Source organism: Dyadobacter chenwenxiniae (genome assembly GCF_022869785.1).
Taxonomy (GTDB): Bacteria; Bacteroidota; Bacteroidia; order Cytophagales; family Spirosomataceae; genus Dyadobacter; species Dyadobacter chenwenxiniae.
Map to the genome: position 1 here is coordinate 733195 of NZ_CP094997.1, position 13778 is coordinate 746972.

General features: G+C 45.0%; 11 protein-coding genes. 7 read left to right on the top strand and 4 right to left on the bottom strand.

Features of this window, described 5'->3' with window-relative positions:
- Positions 1-135 precede the first annotated feature (135 nt).
- The 3 genes from rpsF to rplI are packed head-to-tail and all read left to right on the top strand — an operon-like array spanning position 136 to position 1238.
- Positions 136-516, top strand: coding sequence for a 30S ribosomal protein S6 (rpsF, locus tag MUK70_RS03035; RefSeq protein WP_026630175.1), 381 nt, complete (start codon positions 136-138; stop codon positions 514-516).
- A gap of 3 nt (positions 517-519) precedes the next feature.
- The gene (gene rpsR / locus MUK70_RS03040; protein ID WP_026630174.1) at positions 520-771 is read left to right on the top strand and encodes a 30S ribosomal protein S18; all 252 of its coding nucleotides are present in this window, start codon (positions 520-522) and stop codon (positions 769-771) included.
- Between the two features lie 20 nt (positions 772-791).
- Positions 792-1238: a 50S ribosomal protein L9 gene (gene rplI, locus MUK70_RS03045; protein ID WP_234602363.1), complete on the top strand. Its 447-nt coding sequence runs from the start codon at positions 792-794 to the stop codon at positions 1236-1238.
- 138 nt (positions 1239-1376) lie between these two features.
- Here the strand turns inward: rplI and lysM are convergent, their stop codons facing one another.
- The gene (gene lysM, locus MUK70_RS03050) at positions 1377-1838 is read right to left on the bottom strand and encodes a peptidoglycan-binding protein LysM (protein ID WP_234655437.1); all 462 of its coding nucleotides are present in this window, start codon (positions 1836-1838) and stop codon (positions 1377-1379) included.
- A 160-nt stretch (positions 1839-1998) separates the two neighbouring features.
- Here lysM and MUK70_RS03055 point away from each other — a divergent pair, with 160 nt between their 5' ends.
- Both MUK70_RS03055 and MUK70_RS03060 read left to right on the top strand, forming a co-directional pair.
- Positions 1999-3633 carry a glycerol-3-phosphate dehydrogenase/oxidase gene (locus MUK70_RS03055; RefSeq protein ID WP_234655436.1) on the top strand — a complete coding sequence of 545 codons (1635 nt, stop codon included), beginning with the start codon at positions 1999-2001 and terminating at the stop codon, positions 3631-3633.
- Positions 3634-3657: 24 nt separating this feature from the next.
- On the top strand, positions 3658-4701 hold the full coding sequence (locus MUK70_RS03060; RefSeq protein ID WP_234655435.1) for a beta-ketoacyl synthase chain length factor: 1044 nt from the start codon (positions 3658-3660) through the stop codon (positions 4699-4701).
- Here MUK70_RS03060 and MUK70_RS03065 read toward each other — a convergent pair.
- From MUK70_RS03065 to MUK70_RS03075, 3 genes are read right to left on the bottom strand one after another with little or no spacing between them, the layout of a single operon-like run.
- On the bottom strand, positions 4690-5952 hold the full coding sequence (locus MUK70_RS03065; protein ID WP_234655434.1) for an NAD(P)/FAD-dependent oxidoreductase: 1263 nt from the start codon (positions 5950-5952) through the stop codon (positions 4690-4692). The genes MUK70_RS03060 and MUK70_RS03065 overlap by 12 nt on opposite strands.
- A 2-nt stretch (positions 5953-5954) precedes the next feature.
- On the bottom strand, positions 5955-7472 hold the full coding sequence (locus tag MUK70_RS03070) for a phytoene desaturase family protein (RefSeq protein WP_234655433.1): 1518 nt from the start codon (positions 7470-7472) through the stop codon (positions 5955-5957).
- Positions 7473-7518: 46 nt separating this feature from the next.
- Positions 7519-11403, bottom strand: a complete 3885-nt coding sequence (locus MUK70_RS03075; RefSeq protein ID WP_234655432.1) for a trifunctional MMPL family transporter/lysophospholipid acyltransferase/class I SAM-dependent methyltransferase — start codon at positions 11401-11403, stop codon at positions 7519-7521.
- Between the two features lie 117 nt (positions 11404-11520).
- On the opposite strand from MUK70_RS03075, the gene flxA reads away from it, so the two are divergent.
- Together flxA and flxB are read left to right on the top strand one after the other, a co-directional pair.
- Positions 11521-13050: a flexirubin biosynthesis tyrosine ammonia-lyase FlxA gene (flxA, locus tag MUK70_RS03080; RefSeq protein WP_234655431.1), complete on the top strand. Its 1530-nt coding sequence runs from the start codon at positions 11521-11523 to the stop codon at positions 13048-13050.
- Positions 13047-13778 (top strand): flexirubin biosynthesis SDR family reductase FlxB, encoded by a 732-nt coding sequence (gene flxB / locus MUK70_RS03085; protein ID WP_234655430.1) that lies wholly within the window; start codon positions 13047-13049, stop codon positions 13776-13778. Before flxA ends, flxB begins: the two co-directional genes overlap by 4 nt.

The window sequence follows — 13778 nt, forward strand, 5'->3', positions numbered from 1 at the left end:
AGGCTGAATAACTTGAATTTAAGTAAGATCGGGGCTTGGAATTGTAGATTTCAAGCCCTATTTTTGCACCCTCATTTTGGTATGATCCCAAAGTGAGGGTTTTTATTTTACATTATATAATTAATCAATTACCGTATGTCTAAGCAATATGAAACGGTGTTCATTCTAACTCCCATTTTGTCTGAGGCCCAGGCAAAGGACGCCGTTGAAAAATTCACGACAATCATCACCGCAAATGGTGGATCGATTGTACATGAAGAAAATTGGGGATTGCGCAAGCTGGCCTACCCCATCCAAAAGAAAAACTCAGGTTTCTATCATGTTGTAGAATACACAGCAAATGAAGGAAACGTGGTTGACGTTTTGGAAACCGAATTCCGTCGTGACGAGCGCATTTTGCGTTTTATGACCATCGCCCTGGATAAGCATTCCATTGCTTACAACGAGAAAAAACGCAAGGGTCTGGTTGGAAGAAAAAGAGAAGAATCAACTGAGTCTAAAACCGAAAACGCATAAGCTATGTCACTAGTAAACGAACCGGTTGAAAAAAACAATAACCGTAAGAAATATTGCCGTTTTAAGAAAGCAGGCATTAAATATATCGACTACAAGAATCCTGATTTCTTATTGAAACTGGTGAATGAGCAAGGTAAGATCTTGCCACGCCGCCTTACAGGAACGAGCTTGAAATATCAACGCAAAGTTTCTCAGGCAATTAAAAGAGCGCGTCACTTGGCTTTATTGCCTTTTGTTGCTGATCAATTGAAATAATATAGAAAGAGCTACAAACAATGGAAATCATACTAATAACTGATATAGCAGGTGTAGGTTATAAGAACGACATCGTGACTGTGAAAGCAGGTTACGGTCGTAATTACCTTATCCCTCAGGGTTATGCATTATTGGCTAACGCCTCTAACCGCAAAATCGTTACTGAAAACGTTCGCCAGGCTGCACACAAAGCTGAAAAGCTTAAAAAAGATGCGGAAGATATCGCAGCAGCCATCGGTGATCTTACAATTGATATCAAAACAGTGGTTGGAGAAAGCGGCCGTATCTTCGGACGTGTTACCAATACACAGGTTTCTGATATTCTTAAAGCAAAAGGTTTCAACATCGATCGCAAGAAAATTACTTTGGACGACGTAAAATCCATCGGAACTTACTCTGCAACAATCGATTTGCACAAAGAAGTGAAACACAAAATCGCGCTGAACGTTATCGCGCAGGAAGATTAATTGTTTCGCTAAGACATAAAAAAAGGCAGCCCCAAAAGGCTGCCTTTTTTATGTCTTAGCGAAAGCTATCAGCTATCAGCCATTCAAGTCTATCTCCCGAGAGCTTATTGCCGACAGCCGACAGCTGACTGCCGCCCGTCACTGTGCTGGAATCCGTAAAACCTGGCCTGGATAAATCTTGTCCGGATGAGTAAGCATTGGCTTGTTCGCTTCGAAAATGATGGGATACTTCATCATATCGCCATAGACTTCTTTTGCTATTTTTGAAAGCGTGTCGCCTTTTTCCACAGTGTGGTAAGTTGCTTCCGGTGCTGGAGTTGCCACTTTCAGGCGGTTGTCTACGACTTGTACGCCTTCTACGTTACCTACGGCAAGCGCTATTTTCTCGGCGTCTTCCTGATTGGACACTTCACCTTCAATGGTCACTGTATCGCCTGAAGTCTTAACCGTCAGATTGTTATACGCAAGTCCGAGCGCTTTAACGTGCGCCAGCAGCGCGCTGGCACGCAATGGTTCTGCCTCAGGTGCCGGAACGGCAGCTACATCTTCTTTTTTAAATACTTTTTCCCCTACGCCCTTTAAAAACGATAGTAAGCCCATGTTTAAGTTGTTTTAATGTGAGATTAACTGGGTAAGTGCAATTATTATACCAAAGTTTTTTACCTCAAATCGCTAAAAGAGGTGAGAACAACCTCATCTTTCAGGTGTGAGTTTGTACTTTTGCAACAGGTCAATCAAATGCTCGATATTCTGCCAATCAATGAATCGTAACGCATCGCTGGATAAATTAAGAAGTGAAGAGTTTGATATTTGTATCATTGGAGCGGGGGCAAGCGGGGCAGGTTGTGCGTTGGATGCCATTTTACGCGGATATAAAGTCGCTATCATTGATAAGAAAGATTTCGCTTCTGAAACCTCGTCCCGTTCCACCAAGCTGATACACGGCGGCGTGCGTTACCTGGAACAGGCCTTCAAAAAATTAGATTTTGCGCAGCTCAAACAAGTCCGCCACGGCTTGGAAGAGCGGCATACTGTTCTCAAAAACGCACCACACCTGGCGCGTCCGCTCGCGCTGATGACGCCGGTAAGTTCCTGGATTGAAGGGTTGTATTTCAAAATAGGATTGCAGCTCTACGATACATTTGCGACCAACGATTCACTTCCGAAAAGCAAATGGCTTTCCAAAAAGGAAGTTTTGGCTAAAATCCCGACGCTGAACAAAAAAAAGCTCCATAGTGGCGTGCTGTATTACGATGGGCAGCTGGACGACGCACGTTATTGTCTGGCACTGGTGCAATCGGCCTCGGAGGCGGGCGCCGCTGCTGCGAATTATCTCGATGTGACCGGTTTTACTAAAAATGACTCAGGGAAACTGGTTGGTGTTCAGGTGAAGGACATGCAGCTGGGATCTGAATTCATTATTAAATCGAAGCTGGTTATTAATTGCACGGGGCCGTTTTCAGACAAAATCCGGTTGCTGGCTAACCCTGCGTTGCCTGAGCGGCTTCGTCCTAGTAAGGGCGTTCATGTTGTACTGCCTTATGAGACGTTAAATAGTGAATATGCAATGCTTATTCCCAAAACCTCCGATGGCCGGGTGGTTTTTGCCATTCCTTTTGAGGGGGCAATGATGATCGGGACAACGGATACTGAATCGGATAGCATTGATTCTGAGGCTACTTTAAATGAGTCCGAGAAAAAATATCTTGTTGACACGCTAAATCCGTTTTTAGCAAATCCGATCAACATTACAACATTAAAAGCCGGTTTTGGCGGGTTGAGGCCCTTGCTTGCCGCAGATCCGTCCAAGTCAACAAAAAGCTTGGTAAGAGATCATGAGGTGGAGGTGGACCCGTCCAGCGGGCTGGTGAGTTTGCTGGGTGGGAAATGGACAACTTACCGTCTGATGGCGAAAGATACGATTGACGAGGCAGATGCCATTCTATTTAAACGAAATGAATGTTTGACTGCAAACTACGTGCTGGCTGGCGGCGAAAACTACGACTCTTCTTTATCTGAAAAACTGATTCCAAAATATGCATTGCCTGCCGATGTTGCAATACATCTGGTCAGAAAATATGGGTCGCGGGCTATATCGGTGGCAGATCTGACGGAACAAGACATTAGTTTAAAAGAGCGTTTAAGCGATTCTTATCCTTACATTAAGGCAGAGGTTGTCTATGCCGTTCGAAATGAAATGGTTATCACACCCCGGGACTTCCTGGCAAGACGGGTCAGGTTGGAAATTACAGATTGGCAGGAAACCTTAAATTGTCTGCCTGTTGTTGCTAGTCTGATGGCACGGGAATTGGGTTGGGATGAAAGTGAAACGCAGCGGCACATTGATGACTATGGCCTGCAACTCAAACAATTTATCACCGACGCCGGAGCCTAGCAACCAAATCACTTTAAACCAGGGATGTACATTACCGACTTAGCTTGTATCTCACCCCAGCGAACTTTTGATAACGCCTTTTTTGAAGGAGAGATAAAAGTGCACTTTGGCAATCGCTACGCGGCCGTCGAGCCCGGTTATGGAGAATTAATTCCAGCCGGCTTGCTGCGCAGAATGGGCAAGGCTGTGCGCATGGGCGTAGGAGCAGGGCTTCCTTTGATCCGTAAAACCCAAGTGGACGGAATAATTCTCGGAACCGCGAATGGAGGACTGGAGGACTGCCTGAAATTTCTAAACCAGATCGTAGACTACGATGAGGGCACATTAACACCAACCCATTTTGTACAGAGCACGCCTAATGCAGTGGCGGGAAATCTGGCCCTGATGAGCAAGGTGACCGGCTATAATACCACACATGTGCACAAAGGACTGGCTTTTGAAGCAGCGTTGCTCGATGCAATGATGCTTTTGGAAGCGAAAAAACTCGAACGACTCCTGGTAGGGAGTGTGGAGGAGATTTCGGATTATAATCACAACATTGATTTCCTGAACGGTCATTTCAAAAATGAGGATTCGTCTTCGGAAAACCTGCTGACCAGTAATTCACCCGGATCGGTAAATGGGGAGGGAGCAACAATGTTTGTCGCGGAATCGATCAGAAATGAGAACACTTTGGCCCACATTAAGGATGTGGACCAATTAAGCTATCCAAGCCATGATGACCTTGAAATGAAACTGGATCAATTCCTGACCAGAAATGGCCTCAAAAGACCGGATATCAGTTCTTTGATTTTGGGGATCAGTGGAGATAACCGCACGGATCATTTATATGCGGATTTCCAATCGAAATTTTTCCCTGATAGCAACACGTACACATATAAGAATATGGTCGGAGATTATCCGACTGCCTCGGCATTCGCAACATGGATGGCCGTAAAAATGCTTTCCGGCCATCCGGTCCCTTCATCCTGCATTCAAAACAACCCAAGTTCACAAAGAGCAAGCAATGTGTTGATTTACAACCACTACAAAGGTGTACAGCACAGCTTTATATTATTAACTCCCTGAAAGAAGCGAACCGTGGTTTTCTACGTTTTTTTCCTTCATTCTGATCACTTTTGCCAGCGTGGCTAAAATTGTATCATGTTTTTTTACAAAAGGATTTGAATGATCCCAGACGTAGCCAGCCAGCACCGAGCATATTTGTTTTTTGATGTCATTATCAATTAGCGGGGTAAAAACAATGGTCTGGAAATCACCGCTATACCATCCTGTAACGTAGCTCCTAAACACATTGATTCCTTTTTGAACCACCATTTCATATTCGTTTTCCCAGTCCACTGCTTCGCCTTGCAAATGTTTATGCACCATCTTGGCGGACAGCAGTCCCGATGCGGTTGCAAAAGTTACACCGGATGAAAAGATCGGATCCAGGAATTCGGTGCTGTTGCCGGAAAGAACGAATCCTTCGCCGTACATTTTTTTCACGCCAATGGAATAACCCAAAATGTGCCGCGGCTCGAATATTAGTTCTGAATCTTTAAAGCGGCCACTGAGGTCTTCAAACTCACGGATGAAATTTTTGTAAGCCTCGCCACCGTTTTCTGCCATTGCGGTGATTTTTTCTTTGTCCCCAACAATCCCCACGGAAGTGGAACCATCGGAGAAAGGAATGGCCCAGATCCACGATTGGTTGTTGTCAAAAGAGTGGACAAAAATGTTGTTACTGGTCTCTTCATTGCGGTTTTTATCCTCCAAATGCGAGAAAATAGCACCGCGTGGACTAAATGCAGAAGGCTTGCTCAGATCGAACAAGCGGGGCAGCACGCGTCCATATCCACTGGAATCTATGATGAATCTGGATTGGATCTCGTGAATGTTTCCATTGACATCCCTGTATTCAATGTGTTGAATATCAGGACCACACGCTACTTTCAGTACTTCGCATTCGAAGTTTACGTCTACGCCCTTTGCGCGAGTGGCTTCGGCAAGGGTAAGGTCAAAATCGGCGCGTTTCACCTGCCATGTCCAGGTCCAGCCTTTTGTAAATTGCTCGGAAAACAGGAATTCGCATCTTTTTTCGCCTCTCATGAATGCTGCACCTGTCTTCTTTTGGAAGTTTTTGGCTTCAATAGCTGTCAGCAAATCCGATTCTTCCAAATGTTCCATACAGCAGGGGAGCAGGCTCTCGCCGATCTGGAACCGGGGAAATTTTTCTTTTTCTAGAATTGTGACATCATAGCCCTGTTTTTTTAAATACGAAGCTGCAACTGTCCCGGCTGGCCCGGCACCAATGACCACAACATCAACTGTTTGCATAATTAGGCATTTTTAACTTTTTGGATGAGTTCTTCTTTATCTACAAATGAAAAGCATGTCACGAAAGCGCTCACGGTCACGCCGAGAATACCATGCATTGAAATATTCTGACCCGTCAAATGGAGGTTGGGGACCCGTGTTTTTGTATTGATCTGTGTCCTTGTAGGCGAGGCTGAGTTTTTGAGCACGCCATACAGCGAGCCGTCCTTGTTGCCAATGTAATCCCTGAATGTCAAGGGCGTAGCACTGTGAATGGCCTTCACTTTCTGTGAAATTCCAGGGAAAACTTCCTCTAATCGCGATAGGACTTTTGCTTCTTTCTCTCTTTTGAACGCCTCATATTCCGCATCACGCTTTCCCGGTTCCGCAACTGTGCTGAAACTCTCGCTCCATTTCTCGGTCTCAGAAGCATTCATGTATGTCATAATTGACATGGAATCAGCATATTGGCTTGTTTTTGAAATGTAGGGTGTGCAGATAAAGTAGGTCTGTGGCCAGGTTTCCTTATCGTAATCGATGCCGCCCCAAACATCGTCAATGTGATGCTGATAAATGTTATGATTCAAATATTCAAAACTCTTTTCCTGAAAGGTAATATGGACTAAAAAAGTGGAAATGCTATTTTCCAATCCCTGAACCCTGTTTTTATATACATTAAGAAACCTTTCGCTCCCGAAGATATCAATGGTTATAGAAGGGTGTACATTAGAAATAAATTGTTTCCCTTTAAACGTCTCCCCGTTTTCCAAAACCACTTCGGTGATGTGGCCCTCATCATTGTAATTGGCGGAAACCACTTTTTTGTATTTATAAATCTCACCGCCGCGCGCCCTGATTGCCTTACTCATCTGGATCGCAATCTGTGAACCGCCATCAATAAACTTGTAGGAACCGGACAGATAGCTTTTCATAATGAGGGCATGCACGTAAAATGGTGTCTTGTCCCGAACGCCGGCATATAGCAGGTTCGATCCCGCTAACACATTTCTAAGCCGTTCATTCTCAGTAATGGAGGCGATGAAGTCATGTGCGTTCAATCCTACTACATCTCCATCCATCTGATAGTTTTCTCCGGATACCCTCAGATTGTAAAGGGGAAATTTGTCGCAAATTTCTAATATCTTATTGCAGTAAGCTTCAATGGCTGCTGTCTCCTGCGGAAAATATCCGATCAGCGTGTTTTTGAAATGGTCAAAGCCTTGCGCATAATCATATTCCGAGCCGTCCTGAAAACGGATGACGTCAAATTTGTCATCATTCATCCGCTTCATTTTGAGTTTATCGATTATCCCAAAATATTTAAAAAACTGATATAGATTTTCGCCTTCGTCCAGGCTGCCCACATAATGTACGCCTGTGTCAAAAATGCTCTTTCCCCGGCTGTAAACCTGCAAATGTCCCCCTATCTGATGGTTTTTTTCCAGCACAACAACGCTGAAACCTTCCAAAGCCAGGATATTTGCGCAAGCCAGGCCGCCAAGCCCGCTCCCTACAATCACAAAGTCGTATTCTTTTTGCAAGGCGGAAGATTGTATTAAAATGATTATTGAAAAAATTTACAACAGGCTAATTATTATCTGGAAAATCTGCACGCATGGGTCTCAAAACGAATAAAACGTTCGATGTCTTTGCAGAATGTTCCTGCATTTCGAAATGCATATTATGCTTATTTGCAAAATCCCGGATGTCTGCTGACGAGAAAAAGTGAAACTCATCTTCCTTGCGGTTAAAAGAGAACAGTCCCGTGGACAATGCCTCGGTCGCTTTTGTTTTTCGATGCTTTTCGCCATTATCCGTAATGCCGTCACGGATAAAAAGAATGCCGTTCGGTTGCAGCGCTAATGCAGAACGATCGAGCAATTTAAGCTGTTTTTCCTTTGATAAATAATGTAGGATATCATTTAAAAAAATCACGTCCGGGCTGCCCAGGTCCGCCAGCATAATGTCTGCGTAAATAAAGCTTAGCTGGTTCGTTTTGTGATAACTTTGCTGCGCTATGGTAATTTTTTCTTCATCATAGTCGATGCCCGTAATGATCCTTCCGGCGTTTTTGTAATGCAGGTAAAACGACAGATAGCCATATCCGCAGCCAATGTCCAGGATATTTTTGCGCGCTCCGATCAGCTCGTTATAGTAAGCAAAGTTCTTGCTTTCCAGCCGCCATTTGATCTTGAAATACCATTCAAGCACGGGGCCTTTGAAGACGTAATTGGTAAAAATCTTATGTTTTAAATAGGCCGTGTCCTCCATTTCATCTTTATAGGATGCAAATGCAGATTTGAAAAAGGCTGAAATATTTTTGGTCTTGTCACGAAGCTGGCTGCCCCATTGCGTGTCATCCAGCCGGATGCGCGGAAGAACGCGCACATTAAGTGCGCCCGGACGGATGAGAAAATCATTCTTTGGCAAAACGTCCGAGGCTCCGTGGATCAGAATGGGTTGAATGTCCAGTTTGAGCTGCTCGGCAAGGTGAAAAGCGCCTTTGTGGAATCGCCCGATCCCGCCGTCTTCCGACCGCGTTCCTTCCGGAAAAATGAGCAGGGAATATCCATCTGCAACCAATGTTCGCACCTTATTAATATTTTCCTCTGGCCCGTCGTCCGTATACACGTAACCCGCATGGCGAATGATGGGTCCGAAAAACGGGGAGTTATAAACCCAGCCTTTTACCATTAACACGATCTTGGGATTGAGCATAATAGCCAGCAGAATGTCCAGAAAAGAAGTGTGGTTCGCAATAAAAATGACCGGTTTATCCGGCTGCAAATTTTCGAGGCCCGAGAAATTCTTCTTCACATGCGGCCCGGAGTAAATGACCGTTTTGGCATAAAAAGAAAGTGAACGGTTGAGCATCGCTTTCTTTTTTAACTTGGAGATAGGCAGCAGCAGAATCGTGACCAGTTTCGAATGCAGAAATAGACAACCCGATAAGAAATAGGTAAAACTTGAAACGCTGATCAGAAACGGCAGTAAGGTAACGGGCGCTTTTTTCCGGGCAATTCTGTTTTGGACAAAAAAACCAAACAGCACGGGTTGGAAAACGAATGATATAAAAAGAATACAGCAAATCCCCAGTACGCTGATTAACGCAATGGATTGAATGGCGGGGTGCCGGGCAAAGATCAGCACGCCGGTGCCAATGATGGTTGTGGTGGCAGACAATGCAATGGCCGATTGATAAGAACGGAGTGAATCCTTGCCGTATTTGTATTTATTAAGCAGGCCGTCGGTTACGAAAATGCTGAAATCATCACCAAGTCCAAATATGAATGTGGTAACAATGACATTCACAAAATTGAATTTTATGCCCAAAATAGCCGCTATACCCAGTATCCATATCCAGCTGATCACCATTGGCAGAAATGTTAACAGTGTTAACTCTATCCGGCCGTACACAATGAGCAAAGTAAGGAAGACGATGGAGGCTGAGACGAGCAGGAGGTAATTGAAGTCATCTTTTACCATTTTCAACAGGTCGCCGGCAAGCTCGCCACGGTCAAACAGGGCGATGCCCGGGATTGCCCGGAGCTCACTTTTAACACTGTTCAGCTGATGCTGAGGAACGATTAGGGTCGTGATGAATGTCGTGCCTTTTGTGTTGGATTCAATCAGGTTATCCAGGCCCAACTCAGTTAGTAATGTATCAACAGGAACTGAACCGGATGGTTGGCCGGCTATCCACATTTTAAAATCCCTGAATGCCGATGCATTAAAGCCATTTTTAGCAGCCGCCTGGTCCAGCACATTATAGGTCGCTTCCTTGCGATTAATGTCCCAGAAATCATGCCACCTGCGGTTGCGTTCCAGTTTAAGATTTTGCGGGATCAGGAAGGCACCGGATGAGACGAAGCTGTTGATCTTTCCTTTTTCGCGCAATTGAACAAGATTTTGGTAAACCCGAAAATTCAAGTCCTCCGCCTTAGCCCGGACCGGATTACCGGCGAAAATATAGATCCTTTTTTCAGACTTCGGATCAATGCCCGTCATCGCTTCTTCGCGTTTCCTGAGGTCATCATCCTGAATGCTAAGGTTGTCAAAGCCGCTGTCAAACTCCGTAAATCTGGCAAAGTAGAGAAATATCAAGGTCAAAATGGCAATAAACGCCAGGATAACCGGTCTTGACTTTTCCCGAATTTCAGGAAAACGAAATGTGCGGCTTTCTTTCGGTATTTTCTTATTGTCAAAAGCAAGGGACGAAAGAATAACGGGCAAGGCAATCAATGTAAGAAGTGCTGCTCCCAGCAAGCTGAGCGATGAAAACAGTCCAAAATCCTGTAAAACGGCCGAATTTGCAAAATGCAATGCACTGAAAGCCATCACGGTCGTAAAGCTGCCGGTCAGCAGCGGTCCGCTTACTTCCTTAATGGCTGTTGAAATAGAATTGGTGTGCCTTAAATGTGTAAAAAAATGGAATGCATAATCCAGCAAGATGCCGAAAACCACTGCGCCCGTGGCGAGGGAAATCCCCGAGATCTCTGGCCGGACAAAACCAATGATGCCTAATGCGAAAGTGGCTCCGAACAATCCCGGCAATATAATGTAGAGCGGAATCAGAAATTTGCGGTAATAAAGGATGAGCAGCAGCAAAATGCCTCCCAATGCCATAAACGAAGTAAGATAGGAGTCCCGCTTAACCTGAATTGCATTTCTGGCCGCAATTTCAAATGTCCCGAAATACGCAAAATGATGATGCCGCTGCTGTGTATTCCATCGCGACTTGAAAGCTTCGACATCTTCATACAACGCAACATTTTTTTCGGAATTGCCTGAATCGAAGCTGGTAGCCGCCAAAATGATCATCTTTTTCCGGTCACCCGTGAACATGACACCGTCTTCCAGCACCATTCCATTGGCATTGCTGCCAGCATTCAATTTCCGGAAATAGCGGCCGGTTATACCAAGCGGATCATTGACAATGAATTGTTTAAGGAATGTGCCTCCGGGTGTTGTAAGCTGGTTAAAGGCCGTATTCACCGACGCTTTGACCGAATCCGGAGCCAAGCGGCTGGCAATATGCGTATAATAGGAAGAATCGATCAGCTGCGGGAAATGACCGTACACGAATTGGTAAACATCTTCCTGAACAAATGGCCTTTCGGTCTGAATGTTCCTGATTGCGCCATTGGTATAGCGGATTAAGGAATCAGAAAACGCTTCGGCAAGTAATTTGGCCTCGTCGGACGTGGTTTCCTCAGGAATGTCGAGGGAGAAAACGATCTGGTTAATGATGTTCTTGCTCTCGATCAGCCGGTTAAACTCTTCAAAGCTTTTCCCCTTTGGCAGGGTGGCAAAGATGCTTTCCGTAACCTTTAACCGTGAAATCCCAAAGAGCAAAATACTGATAAGGGCAACCAGACTCAGAAAAAATGCAGGTTTGTGTCTGGAAAGGAACTTATGTAACCTTAAAAGTAAATCTCCGATCATTGAAAGGGGAACGTGAATGTCAGACAAAAGTAAGCAAATGTAAAATTCCGGCAACTTCCGGTGGCACGTTTGCAGATTAGTCCATGTTTGTCAAAACCGTAAAAAAAGATTTATTTTACGTAATATTAATTATGCAAACTATAAATGAATAGTATTTCCTTAGCTCATATCGAGCAGTATGCTTTTGAAAAGAAGGAATTTATCTTAGCCGAAGACGCCCTCAATAAAGTTTCTAAATCCTTTACATTTCTAACGAATTTCTCCAAAGATAAAATTATATACGGAATCAATACCGGGTTTGGTCCGATGGCCCAGTACCGGATCGAGACCGATAAATTGAGTAATCTTCAATACAATCTGATCCGCAGCCATTCCAGCGGCATAGGGAAGCCACTCAACGAAATTTATGCCCGAAGCGTGATGGTGGCGCGTCTGAATTCGTTTTTACAGGCCAATTCCGGCGTCAGCACCGGTGTGATCCGGCAGCTCATAGCGTTTTTAAATAATGGCATCGTTCCCGAAATTTTTGAACACGGCAGCGTCGGCGCAAGCGGGGACCTAGTGCAGCTTTCGCACCTGGGACTGAACCTGATCGGCGAGGGATATGTGTATGAGGCGGGCGTGCGGACCAAAACGGCCGATGTCTTGGCAAAGAACAACATTACCCTGCTCAAAATGGAGTTGCGTGACGGCCTTGGGCTGATCAACGGCACTTCATGCATGACAGGCATTGCGGCTATCAACATTATATATGCTAAAAGGCTGTTGCAATGGGCCGTTGCCGCATCATCGATGCTGAATGAGGTGATCGAAGCATTCGATGATTCGTTTTCTAAGGAATTGAATGCTGTAAAACACCATAAGGGCCAACAGGTGATTGCGCAGCAAATGCGTGATTTTTTGGCTGGAAGTCAGCTTATTCGCAGCCGGGAAGAGCTTTTTAAAGACGATACGGCATTGCAACGGAAAGAATTTGAGCGCAAAATCCAGGAATATTACTCTGTTCGCTGCGTTCCGCAAATTCTGGGTCCTGTGCTTGACACATTGCAATATGCGCAGGAAGTGGTTGAAAATGAGTTGAATTCGACCAATGACAATCCTATCGTCAGTCCGGACGACAACAACGTTTTTCACGGTGGTAATTTCCATGGCGATTACATTTCATTGGAAATGGATAAAGTGAAAATTGTGCTTACCAAGCTCTCAATGCTCATGGAACGTCAACTCAACTTCCTGATGAACAGTAAATTGAATGGCAAGTTTCCGCCGTTTCTGAATGCCGGGACATGGGGCTTGAATTTTGGATTCCAGGGCGTGCAGTTCACCGCAACCTCAACGACGGCGGAAAATCAGGCATTATCAGGGTCGGTTTACGTGCATAGCATTCCAAACAACAATGATAATCAGGACATTGTGAGTATGGGAACCAACAGTGCTGTTCTAGCCAAACAGGTTTTGGAAAACTCATTCCAAGTCATGTCAATCCACATTATGGCCATTTGCCAGGCGATTGATTTGCTGGAACCTGAGGAAAAAGAGCGTTTATCGCCCAATGCTAAATCCATTTACGGCCAGATCCGGCGACATGCGCATTTTGTAAAAGAAGACGTACCTCAGTCTGAAAGTATTGCTGCCGTTTTTGAGTATATCAAAGAAACCCCGTTTCAACTATGAACTGTGCATTGGTAACAGGCGCATCAAGAGGATTGGGGCGTGCCATTGCGGTGCAGCTGGCAAAAGATCACGGACTTTATATACTGATCAATTATGCCTCAAACCAGGCTGCTGCCGAGGAAACGCTTGCTGAAATTGAAGCTAGCGGAGGAGAAGGAGAGTTGCTGCCATTCAATGTTCAGACAAAAGCGGAAGTGGATGAGGCGCTGAACAAGTGGAGAGAAAGAAACGAGGAAAAACATATCAGTGTTTTGGTCAATAACGCCGGAATTACGCGGGATGGGCTCTTTATGTGGATGCCTGAGCAGGACTGGGACGATGTGGTGAATATTTCGGCCAAAGGACTTTTCAATGTTACACAGAATGCAATCCAGCAAATGCTCAGAAAGCGTTCCGGCCGGATCGTGAACATTGCGTCGGTTTCGGGTATGAAAGGGGTTGCCGGACAAACTAATTATTCGGCTGCAAAAGGGGCAATTATTGCAGCCACAAAAGCGTTGGCACAGGAAGTCGCCAAGCGCAAGATCACGGTGAATGCGGTGGCGCCAGGTTTCATCACGAGTGATATGACCAAAGATCTAAATGAGGCCGAATTGAAACAAATGATCCCGATGAACCGTTTTGGACAGGCTGAGGAAGTCGCGCACCTGGTTAGTTTCCTGGTTTCAGATAAAGCCGCCTACATCACCGGCGAGGTAATTAATATCAACGGAGGAATTTATTCATAA